16 protein-coding genes are annotated in these 18856 nt (G+C 59.5%); 5 read left to right on the top strand and 11 right to left on the bottom strand.

Annotated elements, in window-relative coordinates; translation table 11 throughout:
- Positions 1-202: 202 nt before the first annotated feature.
- From AC4BCN_RS01650 to mnmG, 4 genes are all read right to left on the bottom strand, one after another.
- Complete coding sequence (locus AC4BCN_RS01650; protein ID WP_034752690.1) at positions 203-1090, bottom strand: ParB/RepB/Spo0J family partition protein; 888 nt, start codon at positions 1088-1090, stop codon at positions 203-205.
- 64 nt (positions 1091-1154) lie between these two features.
- The gene (locus tag AC4BCN_RS01645; protein WP_034752687.1) at positions 1155-1925 is read right to left on the bottom strand and encodes a ParA family protein; all 771 of its coding nucleotides are present in this window, start codon (positions 1923-1925) and stop codon (positions 1155-1157) included.
- A gap of 157 nt (positions 1926-2082) precedes the next feature.
- Entirely contained in the window at positions 2083-2727 is a 645-nt protein-coding gene (gene rsmG / locus AC4BCN_RS01640) for a 16S rRNA (guanine(527)-N(7))-methyltransferase RsmG (RefSeq protein ID WP_490492432.1), read from the bottom strand.
- Positions 2724-4661 carry a tRNA uridine-5-carboxymethylaminomethyl(34) synthesis enzyme MnmG gene (gene mnmG / locus AC4BCN_RS01635; RefSeq protein WP_490492431.1) on the bottom strand — a complete coding sequence of 646 codons (1938 nt, stop codon included), beginning with the start codon at positions 4659-4661 and terminating at the stop codon, positions 2724-2726. Before mnmG ends, rsmG begins: the two co-directional genes overlap by 4 nt.
- 328 nt (positions 4662-4989) lie before the next feature.
- On the opposite strand from mnmG, the gene sugE reads away from it, so the two are divergent.
- The 4 genes from sugE (at position 4990) to AC4BCN_RS01615 (ending at position 7760) form a co-directional block, all read left to right on the top strand.
- Positions 4990-5310: a quaternary ammonium compound efflux SMR transporter SugE gene (sugE, locus tag AC4BCN_RS01630; protein ID WP_128140729.1), complete on the top strand. Its 321-nt coding sequence runs from the start codon at positions 4990-4992 to the stop codon at positions 5308-5310.
- Between the two features lie 11 nt (positions 5311-5321).
- Positions 5322-5681 carry an NADH-quinone oxidoreductase subunit A gene (locus AC4BCN_RS01625; protein ID WP_139092060.1) on the top strand — a complete coding sequence of 120 codons (360 nt, stop codon included), beginning with the start codon at positions 5322-5324 and terminating at the stop codon, positions 5679-5681.
- 85 nt (positions 5682-5766) lie between these two features.
- The gene (locus tag AC4BCN_RS01620; protein ID WP_490492430.1) at positions 5767-6924 is read left to right on the top strand and encodes an iron-containing alcohol dehydrogenase; all 1158 of its coding nucleotides are present in this window, start codon (positions 5767-5769) and stop codon (positions 6922-6924) included.
- 44 nt (positions 6925-6968) lie between these two features.
- Entirely contained in the window at positions 6969-7760 is a 792-nt protein-coding gene (locus AC4BCN_RS01615) for an EAL domain-containing protein (protein WP_139092062.1), read from the top strand.
- Between the two features lie 46 nt (positions 7761-7806).
- On the opposite strand, the gene AC4BCN_RS01610 is transcribed toward AC4BCN_RS01615, so the two are convergent.
- The 7 genes from AC4BCN_RS01610 to AC4BCN_RS01580 form a co-directional block, all read right to left on the bottom strand.
- The gene (locus tag AC4BCN_RS01610; protein ID WP_490493569.1) at positions 7807-9861 is read right to left on the bottom strand and encodes a 3-hydroxybutyrate oligomer hydrolase family protein; all 2055 of its coding nucleotides are present in this window, start codon (positions 9859-9861) and stop codon (positions 7807-7809) included.
- 82 nt (positions 9862-9943) lie between these two features.
- Positions 9944-10924, bottom strand: a complete 981-nt coding sequence (locus tag AC4BCN_RS01605) for a branched-chain amino acid ABC transporter permease (RefSeq protein WP_490492429.1) — start codon at positions 10922-10924, stop codon at positions 9944-9946.
- Between the two features lie 31 nt (positions 10925-10955).
- Positions 10956-11840, bottom strand: coding sequence for a branched-chain amino acid ABC transporter permease (locus AC4BCN_RS01600; protein ID WP_034752662.1), 885 nt, complete (start codon positions 11838-11840; stop codon positions 10956-10958).
- A gap of 161 nt (positions 11841-12001) precedes the next feature.
- Complete coding sequence (locus AC4BCN_RS01595) at positions 12002-13210, bottom strand: ABC transporter substrate-binding protein (protein WP_072456017.1); 1209 nt, start codon at positions 13208-13210, stop codon at positions 12002-12004.
- 76 nt (positions 13211-13286) lie between these two features.
- Positions 13287-14015, bottom strand: coding sequence for an ABC transporter ATP-binding protein (locus tag AC4BCN_RS01590; RefSeq protein WP_034752656.1), 729 nt, complete (start codon positions 14013-14015; stop codon positions 13287-13289).
- Complete coding sequence (locus AC4BCN_RS01585) at positions 14015-14785, bottom strand: ABC transporter ATP-binding protein (RefSeq protein ID WP_034752653.1); 771 nt, start codon at positions 14783-14785, stop codon at positions 14015-14017. The genes AC4BCN_RS01590 and AC4BCN_RS01585 overlap by 1 nt, the downstream gene beginning before the upstream one ends.
- Before the next feature lie 133 nt (positions 14786-14918).
- Entirely contained in the window at positions 14919-16544 is a 1626-nt protein-coding gene (locus AC4BCN_RS01580; protein ID WP_490492428.1) for a GMC family oxidoreductase, read from the bottom strand.
- 1481 nt (positions 16545-18025) lie between these two features.
- On the opposite strand from AC4BCN_RS01580, the gene AC4BCN_RS01575 reads away from it, so the two are divergent.
- Positions 18026-18784 carry a 5'-methylthioadenosine/adenosylhomocysteine nucleosidase gene (locus AC4BCN_RS01575; protein WP_490493568.1) on the top strand — a complete coding sequence of 253 codons (759 nt, stop codon included), beginning with the start codon at positions 18026-18028 and terminating at the stop codon, positions 18782-18784.
- The last annotated feature ends 72 nt before the right edge of the window (positions 18785-18856 follow it).

Raw genomic sequence — 18856 nt, 5'->3', positions numbered from 1 at the left:
TCAAACGTTGCTGCACCGCAGCAGGGCAATTGCTGCGTGAAACTGACGCTTTACCGACTATTCGCCGCCATTTGCACCACTATATGGCAAAGCCGCTTGTCTGGCCGCTCCCAGCCGTGTTATCAAGGAATCACGTGCTGCATCCGGAAAGCATGGCCGGATTGCTCACACCGGCATTGCCCCTGTCTTTGCAGCTTGCTATTTAACCACGCAAGCGGGTCAACAAACCATCGAGTACGTCAAGATCGGCAAAATCAATCACCAATTGGCCACGGCCCTTGTTGCCCATCTTGAACACCACGGGCGTGGCCAGCGCATCGGACAGTTCTTCTTCCAGGCGCGCGATGTCGCCGGACTTTTCCTTTTGCCGCGGCTCGACCGGGTTGGCCGCTTCCTCGACCGTGCGCGTGACCAGCTTTTCCGTTTCGCGCACGGACAGGCGCTTGGCCACGACTTGGTTCGCCAGGGTGATCTGGCTGGCCGCGTCGACGGCCAGCAGCGCGCGCGCATGGCCCATGTCGATATCGCCGGCCATCAGCATGGTTTGCACGGGAGCGGCCAGGTTCATCAAACGCAACAGGTTCGACACGGCGCTTCGCGAGCGTCCCAGCGCAGTGGCCGCTTGCTCATGCGTAAAGCTGAAGTCGGCGATCAGGCGGTGAATGCCCTGCGCTTCTTCCAGGGGATTGAGGTCTTCGCGCTGGATATTCTCGATCAGCGCCATGGCCGCGGCGGCCAGGTCGTCCACATCGCGTACCAGCACCGGCACTTCCGTCAGGCCGGCCAGTTGCGAAGCGCGGAAACGGCGTTCGCCGGCGATGATTTCATATTTGACAAGTCCGCTCAAGGTGTCTTGCCCGATCGGGCGCACCAGGATCGGCTGCATCAGCCCTTGCGCCTTGATCGAGGCGGCCAGCTCATTCAAGGCCCCCTCGTCCATGCGCGTGCGCGGCTGGTATTTGCCGGCTTGCATTTGCGACACGGGCAAGTTCGACGGTTGATTCGTGTCCGGACTGGCGAAGTCGCCACCGCCGCCGCCCAACAAGGCGTCGAGTCCGCGACCCAGTCCTTTTAATTTTTTCGTAGCCATGCTGTCCTAATCGTGTTTTCAGAGTAAGCGCTCACACCATATTGTGCAGACGCTCGCCCTTTGTTTACATATGTTTGATGCGTTCGACCATCTCGGCGCCGAAGGCGATATACGCCTGCGCACCTTTCGAGCTCGGGTCGAAGGTCACGCCAGGCAAACCGTACGACGGCGCTTCGGCCAGGCGCACGTTGCGCGGGATGATGGTATTGAACACCTTGTCGCCGAAGTGCTGTTCCAGCTGGGCCGATACTTGTTGTGATAATGTCATGCGTGGATCGAACATCACGCGCAGCAAGCCGATGATCTTCAGATCCGGGTTCAGGTTCGCATGCACCTTCTTGATGGTGTTGACCAGATCGGACAAGCCTTCCAGCGCGTAGTACTCGCACTGCATCGGGATGATCACGCCATGCGCGGCGCACAGGCCGTTCAGGGTCAGCATCGATAAAGCTGGCGGGCAATCCACTAATATGAAATCGTATTCGCCGTCCACTTCGGCCAGCGCATCCTTGAGGCGGCGTTCGCGGTTATCGAGTTCGACCATCTCCACTTCCGCGCCGGCCAGCTCGCGGTTCGACGGCAAGACATCGAAGCGCCCCGCTTCCGAACGCTGGCGTGCCGTCTTGACATCGGACTCGCCCAGCATGACTTCATAGGTCGACGCCTTCAGGCCGGCCTTGTTGATGCCGGCGCCCATGGTCGCATTGCCCTGCGGGTCGAGGTCGACCAGCAGCACGCGCTGGTTCAACTTGGCCAGACCGGCGGAGAGATTGACGCTTGTTGTGGTTTTACCAACACCACCCTTTTGATTTGCTACACAAAAAATTTTGGCCATGTATCTTCTAGTTGTAAAGAGATGCAAACTTCATCATGCGCCCCGGCATTTGGCCGAAACGATTTATACTGTTTATTTCATTTATACGATATAAATCGTTTATATGGTTTATATTATTTATACCGAATAAACTGTTTATATCATTTATTTTTAACTTTTAAATTCTTGCTATAAAGACTAGATGACGCTCTGCATTTAGCCCTGGCACCTGGATTGCTCGTAATTCCGTCACTTTCCAGTCTGCCGGCAATCGCTCTCTCTCGTCTGGCGGTGCCATCCCTTTCAAGGCGATGTATTGCCCGCCCTCGGCCAGTACGTGGTTCGACCAGTTAACGAAGTCGGACAGGTCGGCAAAGGCGCGCGAGGTGATCACGTCGAATTTCTGCTGCACTTCCAGCTGTTCCACCCGTTTCGTGTACACGGTGACGTTGCTCAGGCCCAGTTCGGCCTTCACTTGCGTCAAAAAAGCCGTCTTCTTGTGCACGGTGTCGATCATCGACACCTTGATATCGGGCCGCGCGATGGCCAGGACCATGCCCGGCAAGCCGCCACCGGCGCCCACGTCGAGCACGTTTTTCGCGTCCGCAAACGCCGGTACGGCGGCCAACGAATCGAGCACGTGCAGGGTCAGCATCTGCATAGGATCGCGCACCGACGTCAGGTTGTATACGCTATTCCATTTGGCCAGCAAGGCCAGGTAATCGAGCAGTTTTTCCGTCTGATCCGCGCTCAGGTCCAGCCCCAGCGCGGCGATGCCTTCATTCAAAATGGGGGCCAATGCGGCCCGGTCAAACTGCTTCATTCAACAACCTCGTCCTTTAAAGTGGTGGTGTGCGCGGCGCCAAAGCCGCGCTTTTTCAGGTGCACCAGCAGCAGCGAAATGGCCGCCGGCGTCACGCCCGAAATGCGCGATGCCTGGCCCAGGGTTTCCGGGCGCTGCTTGTCGAGTTTTTGCCGCACTTCGACCGACAATGCGCCGATATCCAGGTAATTGAAACCTTCTGGCAAGGCCAGGTTTTCATAGTGTTCGTGGCGCTCGATTTCCTTGCTCTGGCGCTCGATGTAGCCCGCATATTTGAGCTGGATTTCCACCTGTTCGCGCACGGCCGCATCCCCCACGCCGGGGCCGGCCAAGGCTTGGCCTTCCATGCCCGTCATGCTCATCAGGGTGTCGTAGGCGACGTTCGGGCGGCACAGCAGGTCCGCCAGCGAATACTCGCGTTCGATGGCCTGGCCCACGATGCGTTCCGATTCGGCGGCCGCCAAGATGCGCGGATTGACCCACGTGGAACGCAGGCGCTGCAATTCCAGCGCCACCGCTTCGCGCTTGGTCTCGAACGCTTGCCATTGGGCGTCGCCGACGCAGCCCAAAGCGCGGCCGATTTCCGTCAACCGCATGTCGGCATTGTCTTCGCGCAGGCTCAAACGGTACTCGGCGCGGCTGGTGAACATGCGGTAAGGTTCCTGCACGCCCTGAGTGATCAGATCGTCGACCAGCACGCCCAGATAGGCCTCGGAGCGGCCCGGTACCCAGGCTTCCTTGTCCTGCGTCAGCAAGGCCGCATTCAGGCCCGCCAGCATGCCTTGCGCGGCCGCTTCTTCGTAGCCGGTGGTGCCATTGATCTGGCCGGCGAAGAACAGGCCGGCAACGGCCTTCGTTTCCAGCGATGCTTTCAAGCCGCGCGGATCGAAATAATCGTATTCGATGGCATAACCAGGGCGCAGGATGTGAGCATTTTCCATGCCCTTCATCGACTGCACCAGGGCGATCTGCACGTCGAACGGCAGGCTCGTGGAAATGCCGTTCGGATAGAACTCATGCGTCGTCAAGCCTTCCGGCTCGAGGAAGATCTGGTGCGATTCCTTGCCCGAGAAACGGTGGATCTTGTCTTCGATCGACGGGCAATAGCGGGGGCCCACGCCCTCGATCACGCCCGTGTACATGGGGCTACGATCGAGGCCGGCACGGATGATGTCATGCGTCTGGCTATTCGTGTGCGTGACCCAGCACGGCACCTGGCGCGGGTGCATGGCCGTGTTGCCCATCACGGAGAACACGGGCACGGGATCGAGGTCGCCCGCCTGTTCCTGCATGACGGAAAAGTCGATCGTGCGGCCATCAATGCGCGGCGGCGTGCCCGTTTTCAAACGGCCCTGCGGCAGTTTCAGCTCTTTCAAACGGGCCGACAGCGAGATGGCGGGCGGGTCGCCGGCGCGGCCAGCCGAATAATTATTCAGGCCCACGTGGATCTTGCCGTCGAGGAAAGTACCGGCCGTCAGCACGACGGCGCGCGCGAGAAACTTCAGGCCGATCTGCGTGACGGCGCCGACGACCCGGTCGCCTTCGACGATCAGGTCATCGACCGCTTGCTGGAACAGCCACAGGTTAGGCTGGTTTTCCAGGCGCGTGCGGATGGCGGCCTTGTACAAAATACGGTCGGCCTGGGCGCGCGTGGCGCGAACTGCCGGGCCTTTCGAGGAATTCAGGATGCGAAACTGGATGCCGGATTCGTCGGTGGCAATCGCCATCGCGCCGCCCATGGCATCGACTTCCTTGACCAGATGGCCCTTGCCGATGCCACCGATGGAGGGGTTGCACGACATCTGGCCCAGTGTCTCAATATTATGCGTGAGCAATAGCGTCTTCTGCCCCATACGGGCGGAAGCGAGGGCCGCCTCGGTACCGGCGTGACCACCGCCGACAACGATGACGTCGAATTCTGTAGGAAATAACATGATAAATAGGTAACAGTGCAAGTAAAAATGCGGGAAGAGAGCTCCGATTATAGAGTCTTTTTGCAAGCGCAACCTTCCACGGGCCAATTTTTGCTTAATTTTTACTCAGCAGGGGCAAGTCAGCGGCGATTTTTGTTTCACGTGGAACACGCAGCGGTGCCAGGACAGGGCCCGCGCTGGGGGTGCGGCGTCCGGCAATGTTTGCTACAATTGCCGCATCGTCCGCATCCTTGGCCACGCCTGTGGCCATCGTGACGATCATCCAGGAGGACGGCCTCCCCCATCATGGGAACACACCGGGACGGCCCGCTCTGTATAAGGAGCCGCCATGGCCTGGATACTGTTACTCATTGCCGGCATGTTTGAAGTCGTGTGGGCATACTCGATGAAACTCTCCGAGGGTTTCACCAAACTCACTCCCTCCGTCCTTACCATCGTCATGATGATCGCCAGCTTCGGCTTGCTGTCTCTGGCCATGCGCACCCTGCCCCTGGGCACTGCCTATACGATCTGGACGGGCATCGGCGCCGTCGGCGCCTTTATCGTCGGCATCGTTTTTCTGGGCGAGCAAGTCAACACCATGCGCGTGTGCGCCGCCGTCCTCATCGTGTGCGGCATCGTGCTGATGAAACTGTCGTCCAGCCACTGAGAGGAATCCCCATGCTCCTCGAAAACTATTTTCCCGTTCTGCTGTTCATTCTGATCGGCATCCTCGTCGGTATCGTGCCCATGCTGCTGGGACGCGCGCTCGGTCCGCACAAACCGGATGCACAAAAACTGTCGCCGTACGAATGCGGCTTCGAAGCATTCGGCGACGCGCGCATGAAGTTCGACGTCCGCTTCTATCTGGTCGCCATTCTGTTCATCCTGTTCGATATCGAAGTCATCTTTCTGATGCCGTGGGCGGCCAATGTCAACGAACTGGGCCTGGTCGGTTTCTGGGCCGTCATGGGTTTTCTCGCCGTGCTGACCATCGGACTAGTCTATGAGTGGAAGAAAGGCGCGCTGGACTGGGAGTGAGCGACGGATCTGGTTCCACGTGAAACAGGCGCGGGGCTGGAAAGCGGAGTAAGCTTGGCTTCTGTCCTCACTGTCAGGAGTCTGCATGTCCGCCTTCCAGTTTCGCACCGTGCCCCATCTGATCGTTGAACCGGGCGCCGCCGCCCAACTGGGCACGCACATCGCCCACCACTTCCCCACCGTACGCCGCGCCCTGCTCGTCACCGATGCGGGCTTTTTGCGCACGGGTCTGGCCGATGCTCCCTTGCACAGCTTGCAGGCGGCCGGCATCGAAGTCCACGTCTTTTCCGACGTGCAAGCCGATCCGCCCGAAGCCGTCGTGCTGGCCGGCGTGGCCCAGGCGCAGATGTTTCACGTGGAACTGATTATCGGCCTCGGTGGCGGCAGCTCGCTGGACGTAGCCAAGCTGATAGCCGTGCTGGCGCCGGGCCACCAGGAACTGGCGCAACTGTATGGCATCGGCAATGTTCACGGCCAGCGCCTGCCCCTCGTGCAATTGCCGACCACGGCCGGCACGGGCTCGGAAGTGACGCATATCGCCATCGTCACCACGGGCGCCACCAGCAAGATGGGCGTGGTCGCGCCGCAACTGTATGCGGACCTGGCTATCCTCGACGCCAGCCTGACCCTCGGTTTGCCGTCCGCCGTGACGGCCGCCACCGGCATCGATGCCATGGTGCATGCGATCGAAGCGTACACCAGCCGCCTGCTGAAAAATCCCTTGTCCGACATGCTGGCCACACAGGCGCTGTCGCTGCTGTCGAACAACCTGGTCACCGCCTGCCGCGATGGCAGCAACTTGCCGGCGCGCCAAGCCATGTTGCTGGGCGCCATGCTGGCCGGCCAGGCGTTTGCCAACGCGCCCGTGGCCGCCGTGCATGCGCTCGCCTATCCCATCGGGGGACTGTTCCACGTGCCACACGGCCTGTCGAATGCGCTGGTGCTGCCTCACGTGCTGCGTTTTAATCTGTCCCATGCGGCGCCCCTGTATGCGCAATTGGCCACCATCCTGCAGCCCGGCATCGCGGGCAGCGAGGAGGCGCGGGCCGTGGCCCTGATCGATACGATGCAGGAAATCGCCGTGGCCACGGGCATCGCGCGCACCCTGCGCGAGGTGGGCATCGCAGCCGGTGACCTGGACCGCCTGGCCGATGAAGCCATGCTGCAGACGCGCTTGCTGGGCAACAATCCCCGGCCCGTTACCCGCGGCGACGCGCGCGCCATCTATGCGGCCGCACTGTGAAGCAGCAGACGGAATAGGCCGGCCCGCCCTGCTACACTGCCGCCATGACGCCTCCCGACATCCCCATCCATCCTGACAGCACCAGCTTTCCATACGGTGCCTGCGCGGGCTGCCACGACAGCGCGCCGCTGCCGTTTGCCTTCGAGTATGCGTATCAGCCCATCGTCGACCTGGCCACGCGCAGCATCTATGCGCACGAGGCGCTGGTGCGCGGCCCCAACGGCGAAAGCGCGGCCAGCGTGCTGGCGCAAGTCAACGACGACAACCGCTATCGCTTCGACCAGGCTTGCCGCGTCAAGGCCGTGGCCGGTGCCGCCAGGCTGGGCATGCAAGGTTTTCTGTCGATCAACTTCCTGCCCAATGCCGTCTACCGTCCTGAAGTGTGCATCCGCAGCACCCTGGAAGCGGCCAAGCTCCATCACTTCCCTACCGACAAAATCATCTTTGAAGTGACGGAAGGCGAACGGGTGCAAGACCGTCCGCACCTGGTCGAGATCTTCCGCGCCTACCGGCGTTTCGGTTTCCAGACGGCCATCGATGATTTCGGCGCCGGCTATGCGGGCTTGAACTTGCTGGCCGAATACCAGCCCGACATCATCAAGATCGACATGGACCTGGTGCGCGGCATCGATACGCACACGCCGCGCCAGGCCATCGTGCGGGCCATCGCCAGCCTGTGCCGTGAACTCGGTATCCGGGTGCTGGCCGAAGGCATCGAGACGCGCGCCGAGCGCGATTTTCTTTCCGGCTGCGGCATTTCCCTGATGCAGGGCTACTGGTTTTCCAAGCCCGTCTTCCAGGGACTCGGCCACATCGCCGAGTCGGCCTGGGAATAAAAACGGCCACGTGAAACGTGGCCGCAAGTTGCACAGACGCTACAGCCTAGTTGGGAATATCGACGACGGTCCCTGTCACACTGATGACATTGCCAGGCGCCGGCGCCGTGGCGATCGCTGGCACGTTGACATTCGTGATCAGGGTCGAGGCATCGGCACGCGTCACCGTGCGCACCACCTGTGATGGCGGCAAGGCTTGCTTGGCATTCAAGTGCGCATACATGGCGTCCAGCGCCCGGTTCAGGTACACGTGCAGCGGCACGATCAGAGTCGGCAAGGCGCTGCTGAAGGAATCGAAATGGTTGGCGTTGGTCACCTCGATATAGCGCAGCTGGCTATTCCCCCCTTCCACGGCGGCGTTCAGTCCCAGATAGGCGCGCGACGCGTGATTGACGGGAATCAGGGTATCGCTGCGCCCGTGCACGATGATGGCTGGCTTGCCATTCAATTTGCCGCTGGCCGCGACCTCGGCCATGCCTGCCCGCACGCGCACGCTTTGCGTGGCCAATGTCCCCTGCAAGTTGGCGCCGCTGACGGTGTCGCGCCCCGTCGCCAGGCTGCGCAGGCACAGGAAGCCGTCGAGCGACTGGTCCGCCAGGCTGTTTGACGGCGACACGCCGGCCGTGTACACCTTGGCGCCGCCCACACTGTTCTCGTACACGACATTGCCGAGAATGCCGTTTTGCGCGGCAAAGCTGGCCGCTTTTTGCGCCGACGTGAACGCGATCGGATTGCCACTGCCATCCGTCTGCGCAAACGTGAAACCGCACACTTTATCGGTCACGGAAAATTTGCCGTAGGCATACGCATACGTGACGGCCACGAGGATGTTCGTGCCCGCATGCGCTGCCTGCAGCGGATCGGAGTCGGCCAGCCAGCCATATGCGCGCAAGCGCTGCTTGGCGTCCGCCTGCTGCGCCGCCAGGTCGGCGCCGTTCAATAGCCCCTTGGCGACGAGCGCCGTGCAGCGTCCCGCATTGCCCGCCACGGAAGCGATGCACGGCTGATACAGGGCCGCATAGGTGGCGTAGTCGAACAGCGCGCGGCCAGGATTGGCCACCGCCGCCCCGCCCTGGCGCACGGTGTAGGCGCTCGATGCCGCCGGCTGGACTTGCGGCTCGCTGGCCGCCACGCCGCTGATCAAGCCCCTGGTATCCTGCTCCGCCGCCAGCAAGGCCGAGCCGGCGCCGTTGGAAATGCTCGAGGCGATCGTGATGGTGTTCTTCGGCGTCAGCCGCACGATGCGCGAACTGCCGTCGCGGGCCAGCACGCCATAGCGCTCGTTCAACACGTAATACGCCATCTCGACGGCCTGCAAGGTGACCTTGCCCCACTCCTTCTCCGGATTTTGCTGCGAGTGCGCATGCTTGAAGGCGATGCGGTTCGGGTTGCTACCCGCCCAGGCCAGCCGCTCGGCGTCGCTCAGGTCCGGTGCGAAGAGCGCGTTTTTGCCTGCCGCCACCTTGCCTGCCCGCAGGCCGTTCTGCAGGTTGACGCTGTCGTCCTCGAACACATACAAGCCCGTGCCCGAACCCTTGTCCGCATACGCCACGGCGCAGCCTTTTTTCAAGCCCCATTCACCGGAGCTGCCGATGGCACCGTAGATGCCGCGCGAGCCGCTCGACGTGCCCGTGACGATGCAGGCATGGTCGGGATCGAAGCTGGCCGGTACCTGCACCATCAAGGTGACGTTCTTCTTGCCCGTGCCATCGTCGGCATAGGCGATGTATTCACTGCCCGCGACCAGGCCCTCGCCCGTACCCGCGTTCCCGGACGCATCCACGTTCGGTCCGTACAGGGCGCCGTAGCCGCTGTTGGCAGCAATGTCGAGCACGGCGCGGTAATTGGCGTAGATGGCATTGCGGCGCAGTTCGAGCGGCGTCGGCTGTTCCACGTTCGCATACGCGGGAGTTGCTCCCGCCAGCCCCGTCTTGCCCAGGCCAGCCGTCAGCAGATCGTTCGTCTTGCCGTCGTAGTCGGCCCGCGTGATGGTACCCAGGTAGCTGGGCATCTGGTTCAGTTCTTCCGGCGCATGATTGCTGCCGCAGGCTGCCAACACCAGCACGGTGCACAGACTGCTCCCCGCGCGCGTGATCGTCATTTGCATGGTGGTACTCTCCGTTGAAGTAACAGTGGACGCACAATGAAAAACGCCGGACGATCCGTCCGGCGTTGCTTGAAAATCAGACCGCGGCTTTGGCAGCCCTGCCGCCGAAGCGGGCGATGGCTTCGCCGACGATGCCGCGCCGGAACATCAACACGCAGATGACGAAGATCACGCCCGTCACCATGCCCACCGATTCGCCCAGGGTGCCGAACCACTCGATGCCCGTGTGCGTGGCCAAATAGGTACCGACATCGCCCAGCTTGTTTTCCAGCGCAATGATCAGCACGGCGCCGAGGATGGGGCCGGACAAGGTGCCCATGCCGCCCACCAAGGTCATCAGCACGACCAGACCCGACATGCCCCAATAGACATCGGTGAGGGTTTCAAAGCCCAGCACCAGCGTCTTGGTGGCGCCGGCCAGCGCAGCGAGCGAAGCGGACAGTACGATGGCCATCAGCTTGTACTTGTTGACGTCGTAGCCGAGCGAGATGGCGCGCGGTTCGTTTTCCTTGATCGCCTTGAGCACCTGGCCGAACGGCGAGTGGATGGTGCGCACGATCAAAGCGAAGCCGGCGACAAAGATGGCCAGCACGAGGTAGTACAAGACAGTGTCGTTGCCAAGGTCTATCGTACCGAGCAAGGTTCCACGTGGAACACCCTGCAAGCCATCCTCGCCGCCCGTGAACGGCAGACGCAAGGCCAGGAAGTACACCATCTGCGCCAGCGCCAGGGTGATCATCGTAAAGTAGATGCCTTGGCGGCGGATCGCCAGGCCACCGATCACCAGGCCCAGCAAGGCGCCCGTGGCGACACCAGCCAGCAAACCGAGTTCCGTTGGCCAGCCCCAAGTGCGCAGCGCGTAACCGGTGACATAGCCGGCCCCGCCAAAAAACGCCGCGTGGCCGAACGACAGCAAGCCCGTATAGCCGATCAGCAAGTTGAAAGCGCAGGCAAACAGGGCAAAGCACAGCAACTTCATCAGGAAGACGGGATAGCCGTAAAACGGGGCCGCCAACGCCAGCAGCAAGGCAATGGCGTAGCCTACATTCTTATTCATCGTGGTAGCTCCAATACATGACTGATGAGAATTACTTTTCTTTGCCGAACAGGCCGGCGGGACGCAGCAGCAGCACGATGACCATCACCACGAACACCACGGTGGCCGAGCCTTCCGGGTAGAACACGCGGGTCAGGCCCTCGATCACGCCCAGGCCGAGGCCCGTCAGGATGGAGCCCATGATGGAACCCATGCCGCCAATCACCACCACGGCAAACACGACGATGATCAGGTTCGAGCCCATCAGCGGCGAAACCTGGATGATCGGCGCCGCCAGCACGCCGGCGAAACCGGCCAGCGCCACGCCGAAGCCGAACGTCAACGTCACCATCAGCGGCACGTTGATGCCGAACGCTTCCACCAGTTTCGGGTTTTCCGTGCCTGCCCGCAGGTAGGCCCCTAATTTGGTTTTTTCGATGACGAACCAGGTGGCCAGACAGACGGAGAGCGAGGCGATCACGACCCAGGCGCGGTAATTCGGCAAGATCATGAAACCGAGGTCCGTCGCGCCGGCCAGCGCTTCGGGCACGGCATACGGCTGGCCCGAGACGCCATAGAACGAGCGAAACACGCCTTCCATGATCAGGGTGATGCCGAAGGTCAGCAGCAAGCCATACAGGTGGTCGAGTTTATACAGCCAGCGCAGCATGGTCTTTTCGATCAGGATGCCGACCAGGCCGACGAGGATCGGGGCGATGACCAGCATGGCCCAGTAATTGATGTCGAAATAGCTGAGGCCCATCCAGGCCAGGAAGGCGCCCATCATGTACATGGCGCCGTGCGAGAAATTAATAACGTTAAGCAAGCCGAAGATAACGGCCAGACCGAGGGACAACATGGCATAGAACGAGCCGTTGACAAGACCCAGCAGCAGCTGGCTCATCATCGCTTGTATTGGAACGCCGAAAATTTCCATGGCATCACAGTATAAAAAGCACCGCCGGATAGCGGTGTGGTATCAAGGGAAACGCGCCGCCGCAAACGGGTGCGGCGGCGCAAGGCGAACCCTGCGGGCGAAGCGCATGCAGGACAGAGCACCCGCGCGCAGGCGGGCACTCTGTGGAGGTTGCTACAGCATTACTTCCACAGCGAACACTTCGACTCGGCCTTGGTCACATACGCTTGCGCGCCGGGCACGGTGGCGACCACCTTGTAGTAATCCCATGGGTATTTCGACTCGGACGGTTTCTTCACTTCCATCAAATACATATCGTGCACCATGCGGCCATCGGGACGTACTTCGCCATTCTGCGTGAACATGTCGTTGATCTTGGTCTTTTTCAGGTAGGCCATGACCTTCTCGGTGTCATCCGTACCGATCGCCTTGACGGCTTTCAGGTAGTTCGCCGCTGCCGAATAGTCGGCCGCCTGCAGCATCGATGGCTCCTTCTTCATCTTGGCGAAATAGCGTTTCGACCAGGCGCGCGTGTCCGCATTCAAGTCCCAGTACCAGCCATCCGTCAGGTACATGCCCTGCGTCAGGTTCAGGCCCAGCGAATGGATGTCATTGATGAAGATCAGCAAGCCGGCCAGTTTCATCGATTTCGTCAAGCCGAACTCGTTGGCCGCCTTGATGCTGTTGATGGCGTCGCCACCGGCATTCGCCAGGCCCAGGATTTGCGGTTTTGCCGATTGCGCCTGCAGCAGGAAGGACGAGAAATCCGAAGCGCCCAGCGGATGCTTGACGCTGCCCAGCACCTTGCCGCCGGCCGCCTTGACGACTTCGGCCGTATCTTTTTCCAGCGAGTGGCCGAACGCATAATCGGCCGTCATGAAATACCAGTTCTTGCCGCCCTGCTTGACGATGGTGCCGCCTGTGCCGCGCGCCAGCGCCACCGTGTCGTAGGCGTAATGCACGGTGTACGGCGTGCACTCTTCATTCGTCAGGCGCGAGGAGCCGGCGCCGATGGCGATAAAGATTTTTTTCTTTTCCGCCGCCACCTTGGCCATGGCCAGGCTGGCGCCGGAATTGGTGCCACCGATCAGCATGTCGACGCCCTGCTGGTCGAACCATTCGCGCGCCTTCGAAGCGGCGATGTCGGCCTTGTTTTGATGGTCGGCGGAAATGAATTCCACCTTCTTGCCGGCCAGTACCACGCCGGCATCGGCGATCGCCATCTTGATGGCTTCCGCGCCGCCGAGGCCGTCGACGTCGGAATACACGCCCGACATGTCGGAAATAAAACCGATCTTGATGGTGTCGCCCGATACCTGGGCGTGCGCGGCGGCGGAAAAGCCCAATGCGCAAAGAGTGGCGGTGGCAATGGCGATAGCGTTACGTTTCATAGTGTCTCCGTTGGGATTATTGTTTGCTATTCAGACGATTGCTGGTCGATGACGAGTAAAACGCACTACATGGGGACTACACGCCAAGCAGCTCGGTCAATACCGGCATCTTGGCCTCCAGTTCGGATGCAGCAAAAGTCTCGACGATCTGACCGTGCTCCATCACATAAAACCGGTCCGCCAGCGGCGCGGCAAACCGGAAATTCTGTTCCACCATGACAATGGTGTAGCCCTTCGCTTTCAGGGTGGTGATCATGCGCGCCAGCCCTTGCACGATGACGGGCGCCAGGCCTTCGGAAATTTCATCGAGCAGCAGCAGGCGCGCGCCCGTGCGCAGGATGCGCGCCACGGCCAGCATCTGCTGTTCCCCGCCCGACAGGCGCGTGCCCTGGCTGTGGCGGCGTTCCTGCAAGTTCGGGAACATGGCGTAGATTTCCTCCACCGACATGCCCTTCTCGCCGCTGGCCAGGGTCGGCGGCAGCAGCAGGTTTTCCTCGGTCGACAGCGATGAAAAAATACCGCGCTCTTCGGGACAATACCCGATGCCCAGGTGGGCGATTTTGTGCGTGGCCAAACCTATCGCTTCGACGCCGTTGACTTTGATGGAGCCCGTGCGGGCGCCCGTCAGCCCCATGATGGCGCGCAAGGTGGTCGTACGGCCGGCGCCGTTGCGGCCCAGCAAAGTGACCACTTCGCCCTGCGCCACTTTCAAGTTCACGTCGTGCAGGATGTGCGATTCGCCATACCAGGTGTGCAGTTGCGTAATTTCCAGCGCAGGTGCGCCGCCATTCACTTGTGTCGCCATCAATGCGCCCCTTCCAGTTCCGCGTGGGTGGTGCCCATGTACGCTTCCATCACTTGCGGATTGCGCGACACTTCCGCATAACTGCCTTCGGCCAGCATGGCGCCACGCTGCAGGACGGAAATTTTGTCGCAGATGCCAGAGACCACGCTCATATTGTGTTCCACCATCAAAATCGTGCGGCCGGCCGACACTTTTTTAATCAGTTCCGTCACGCGGTGCACGTCTTCGTGGCCCATGCCCTGCGTCGGTTCGTCGAGCAGCATCATTTCCGGTTCCATCGCCAGGGTGGTGGCAATTTCCAGCGCCCGCTTGCGCCCGTACGGCATGTCGACCGTGATGGTGTCGGCAAACTCCGTCAGGTCGACTTCGGCCAGCAAGGCCATGGCACGGTCGTTGAGCTGGTTCAATGCGCGTTCGCTTTGCCAGAAGTGGAACGAGGTACCGAGCTGGCGCTGCAAGCCGATGCGCACATTCTGCAGCACGGATAAATGGGGGAAGACGGCGGAAATCTGGAAGGAACGGATCACGCCCATGCGCGCGATCTGGGCCGGTTTGGCGGCCGTGATATCTTTCCCATTGAACAGGATCTGTCCGGAAGTGGGGACCAGGAATTTGGTGAGCAAGTTAAAGCACGTGGTCTTGCCGGCGCCGTTCGGACCGATCAAGGCGTGGATATGGCCGCGCTCTACCTTCAGGTTCACGTCGCTCACAGCGGTGAAACCCTTGAATTCCTTGGTCAAATTTCTTGTTTCCAAGATTACGTTTGACATCGTGTCTCCTAGTTGTACTTTTTGTACTACTTAGTCATTTTTATAATACACAACTTAAATTTAACGCACAATACAGTATAACTACGGGGATTTTTCGCCGGCCCGAATGGCGCAAACTCGCGCCTTTGCCCCGCTATTTCCAGGCCGCGTGTATCATTTGCGCCGCTTTTTCCGCGATCATCACCGTGGGCGAGTTCGTGTTACCAGAAGTAATGTACGGCATGATCGAGGCATCGACGACGCGCAAGCCCGCCACGCCGATCACGCGCAACTGGCTGTCGACCACGCTCGAGGCATCGCTGGCCAATCCCATACGGCAAGTGCCCACCGGGTGGAAGATGGTGGTGCCGATCTGGCTGGCCGCCTGCGCCAGTTCTTCCTGGCTCTGGAATTGCACGCCAGGCTTGTATTCTTCCGGCGCAAATTTTTTCAGGGCCGGTGCGGCGGCGATGGTCCGCGTCAGGCGCAAGGCGTCGGCCGCCACGGCGCGGTCCTGCTCCGTACTGAGGTAATTGGGCATAATCTTTGGCGCCGCATAGCTGTCGGCCGATGCGATCTGCACGTGACCACGCGACGTGGGACGCAGATTGCAGACGCTGGCCGTAAACGCGGGAAACGCGTGCAAGGGTTCGCCGAATTTGTCGAGCGACAAGGGCTGCACGTGGTATTGCAGGTTTGGCGTGGCTTGCTGCGGATCGGACTTGGCGAACGCCCCCAGTTGCGATGGCGCCATCGACATGGGCCCGCTCTGAAACAGCGCATATTGCAAGCCGATCTGCATCTTGCCCAGCATATTGCCCGCCATGATGTTCAGGGTTTTCACGCCCTGCACTTTAAAGACCATGCGCAGCTGCAAGTGGTCCTGCAAATTGCCGCCCACGCCGGCGGCATCGACCACGGGAACAATCCCATGCTGCTGCAGCAAGGCGGCCGGTCCGATGCCGGACAATTGCAGCAATTGGGGCGAACCGATGGCGCCCGCCGTCAGCAAGGTTTCCCGCTTGGCCGTCGCCTGCCACTGCGTGCCGCCCCCCGTAAACACGATGCCCGTGCAACGGGGTCCGGACTCCGAAGCTTCAATCAACAGGCGTTCCACGTGGCAGCCCGTCATGATGGTCAGGTTCGGGCGGCGCGATGCCGGTTTCAAGAACGCTTTCGAGGTATTCCAGCGGATGCCGCGGCGCTGGTTGACGTCGAAATACGCGCTGCCGCTATTGTCGCCGCCATTGAAATCGCTGGTTTTCGGGATGCCGACCTGCTGCGCCGCATCGCGGAATGCGTTCAGGATATCCCATGACAGCCGCTGTTTTTCCACTCGCCACTCGCCGCCCACGCCATGGTTTTCCGACGCGCCGCCGTAGTAATCCTCGCTTTGCTTAAATAGCGGCAAGACTTTGTCCCAGCGCCAGGAAGCGTCGTCCGTCAGGTCGGCCCAGTGATCGTAATCGCCGGCCTGGCCCCGCATATAGATCATGCCGTTGATGGAAGAACTGCCGCCCAGGACTTTTCCGCGCGGATAGATCAGGCTGCGCCCGCCCAATCCCGCGTCCGCCTGCGTGGAATACAGCCAGTCCGTGCGGGGATTGCCGATGCAATGCAGATAACCGACGGGGATGTGGATCCACACATAGTCATCCTTGCCGCCCGCTTCCACGAGCAAAACATTGGCGTCCTTGTCGCGTGTGAGCCGGTTGGCCAGCACGCAACCTGCCGTGCCGCCACCCACGATGATGTAGTCGTATTCGCCTGCCGATTCCAATGAAGCTCCTTTCGGTATGCCATCAAGCTGTCGCGCGGCGTGTCTCCCCGCCGCGTTCCGCTACCAGAGTCTGTCTTTCTTCATGCATGCATGGCTGCTGAGCCGCCTTGAGATTACCACCAGTGCCGAACCAGGGCGACATTAATCGTTGCCTGGGATACGAACAAGCGTTACGGCAAGGTAAAAAAGCATCAAACCAGGGGCGGCAAGCTGTGGATAACCGTATGGATATCCACAGGGACGATATGTGTGTAAACGAAAAATTTTTTCAGTGGCTTTTTTTGTCCAGAAACCGTCCCAGACAGATACAACCCTTACTCAGCGCTTATCCGTACGCCAAGCGATTGTTTACAAGGATAAATCGAGACTTATCCACAGAAGATGCAACTGTTAACTACTATTACTATTCTTGTATACGAACTTGTTAAGGTAAACCCGACAACGCAGGCTTTGCTTGCCCTACCCCTTAGCGAACCTTCACAAGCCCGTCTTCAAAAAAAAGCCGGGCAGCGGCTTTGGCTGACAAAAAAAATCGGGCCAACAACTGCGCGACGAAAACCAGCACGGCCAGCATCACGCACACAGCACTGCCAAACCGTTTTGCAAAATGGAAACGTCAACAGACCTGAGCAGGCACAGTGCCAGCAGGCGGTTCGATGTCGAAAAAAGGAGAAATTTGAAACGATTGTGGATAAGTCACTTGATATCCACAGGATGACTTGTGCGTAAACACGAACTTTTGCACAGGCCCACATTTTATACAATTTTGCTCCTCGCGTGATACAGCGATTATGCACGCTTTATTTTGCGCGTAAACGCTTGATCCTGTTGAAAAAAAGCGACTTATCCACAGAAAAAAACGCGTTTACTATTACTACTATTTTTATATATAAATCTATTGTAAACCGACAAAAAAAGCGGAAGTCCGGGGATATTTCCAAAAAGCATGCAAAACCGTCAAAAAAAAAAGCCAACAGCGACTTCACGACCTACTGCCAAACCGTCTTCCAGGAATCAACTGAACGTTCACCTCAGTGAAAGAACAACGCTCGTGCCCGCTCACTGTTGATTGGCAGACATAGACCTATGCCAACGAAACACGTCAAACATGCCACTACAGCAAGAAAACCACGATTTTTGCGTACTGGTGTGGATAAGTGCCTGCATATCCACAGGATGAGATGTGGGAAAAGTCGATCTTTGTCCACAAGCCAATTTTTATCCCAAACAAGTCCTCCGTAGATACAATGCTTGTGCGCCTACTTTTTTGTGCGCTAAGTCGATGATTTTTCGATGGTATACCGACTTATCCACAAAAAAATGGCCGTTTACTATCACTACTATTTTTATGTATACATCTTTATTTAAAACACAGAGACAAACGCGAACGGTGGAAAAGTCGCTGAAACGGCTGTTTTCACCATGTAAACCGTTTTGCAATTCAAAAAACCTGTAAAAACAGCATGCATACACATCAAAAAATGCGTTTAGGCATCATCAGTGCCTTGCACGAAGAACAGCAGGGGCTGGTAGAAGCCATGCAGAGCCCCCAGAGGCGTTCGCACGGCATGCGCGACTACACCCTGGGAACCCTGTGGAATATCGACGCTGTGTGCGTCCTGTCGCGTCTGGGCAAGGTTGCCGCTGCCATGACAGCTTCTATCCTTGTGGAAAAGTACGGAGTTACCCACATCGTCTTCACCGGCGTGGCCGGCAGTGGGGATAAACACGTGAAAGTCGGCGATATCGTCGTGGCCGAATCGCTGTTGCAGCACGATATGGACGCCCGCCCTTTGTTTCCCCGTTTTGAAGTGCCATTGACTGGCCTGCAGCGCTTTGCCACGGACCTGGAACTGAGCACGCAACTGGCAGCCGCCGCGGAAGATTTCCTGCGTGACGATGTTTCCAGCGTGCTCAAGGCGGCCGATATCGCGGCATTTGGCTTGCAACACGCGCGAGTGCACCGCGGCCTGATCGCCAGCGGCGACCAGTTCATCAGCAGCGCCGCGCATCTGAACCAGCTCAAAGTTGATATCCCCGACTTGCTTGCCGTCGAAATGGAAGGTGCTGCCGTGGCGCAAGTGTGTTTTGAACTGGGCGTGCCGTTTACGGTCATGCGCACTATTTCTGACAACGCCAACGAAGAGGCGGCCGTCGACTTCATGCGTTTCGTGCAAACCGTCGCTTCGCCGTATGCGTTGACGGTGATCCAGCAATTGTGCCAGCGTCTGACTGGCTGATTTTTCATCCAGCGTGCATAAAAAAAGGGCAGAACCACTGGTTCTGCCCTTTTGCGTTGACTGCCTGCTTAA

The organism is Janthinobacterium sp. Bl 1, from assembly GCF_058215535.1.
The sequence above is the reverse complement of the archived record's forward strand: the minus strand, read 5'-3'. Positions and strand labels throughout refer to the sequence as shown.

Bases quoted from the DNA above. Each gene is read 5' to 3' on its own strand.
- AC4BCN_RS01645 (WP_034752687.1), bottom strand. From the start codon at position 1,925: ATGGCCAAAATTTTTTGTGTAGCAAATCAAAAGGGTGGTGTTGGTAAA.
- rsmG (WP_490492432.1), bottom strand. From the start codon at position 2,727: ATGAAGCAGTTTGACCGGGCCGCATTGGCCCCCATTTTGAATGAAGGC.
- mnmG (WP_490492431.1), bottom strand. From the start codon at position 4,661: ATGTTATTTCCTACAGAATTCGACGTCATCGTTGTCGGCGGTGGTCAC.
- AC4BCN_RS01595 (WP_072456017.1), bottom strand. From the start codon at position 13,210: ATGAAACGTAACGCTATCGCCATTGCCACCGCCACTCTTTGCGCATTG.
- AC4BCN_RS01585 (WP_034752653.1), bottom strand. From the start codon at position 14,785: ATGTCAAACGTAATCTTGGAAACAAGAAATTTGACCAAGGAATTCAAG.
- AC4BCN_RS01575 (WP_490493568.1), top strand. From the start codon at position 18,026: ATGCGTTTAGGCATCATCAGTGCCTTGCACGAAGAACAGCAGGGGCTG.
- AC4BCN_RS01590 (WP_034752656.1), bottom strand. From the start codon at position 14,015: ATGGCGACACAAGTGAATGGCGGCGCACCTGCGCTGGAAATTACGCAA.
- AC4BCN_RS01605 (WP_490492429.1), bottom strand. From the start codon at position 10,924: ATGAATAAGAATGTAGGCTACGCCATTGCCTTGCTGCTGGCGTTGGCG.
- sugE (WP_128140729.1), top strand. From the start codon at position 4,990: ATGGCCTGGATACTGTTACTCATTGCCGGCATGTTTGAAGTCGTGTGG.
- AC4BCN_RS01615 (WP_139092062.1), top strand. From the start codon at position 6,969: ATGACGCCTCCCGACATCCCCATCCATCCTGACAGCACCAGCTTTCCA.
- AC4BCN_RS01625 (WP_139092060.1), top strand. From the start codon at position 5,322: ATGCTCCTCGAAAACTATTTTCCCGTTCTGCTGTTCATTCTGATCGGC.
- AC4BCN_RS01610 (WP_490493569.1), bottom strand. From the start codon at position 9,861: ATGACGATCACGCGCGCGGGGAGCAGTCTGTGCACCGTGCTGGTGTTG.
- AC4BCN_RS01620 (WP_490492430.1), top strand. From the start codon at position 5,767: ATGTCCGCCTTCCAGTTTCGCACCGTGCCCCATCTGATCGTTGAACCG.
- AC4BCN_RS01650 (WP_034752690.1), bottom strand. From the start codon at position 1,090: ATGGCTACGAAAAAATTAAAAGGACTGGGTCGCGGACTCGACGCCTTG.
- AC4BCN_RS01600 (WP_034752662.1), bottom strand. From the start codon at position 11,840: ATGGAAATTTTCGGCGTTCCAATACAAGCGATGATGAGCCAGCTGCTG.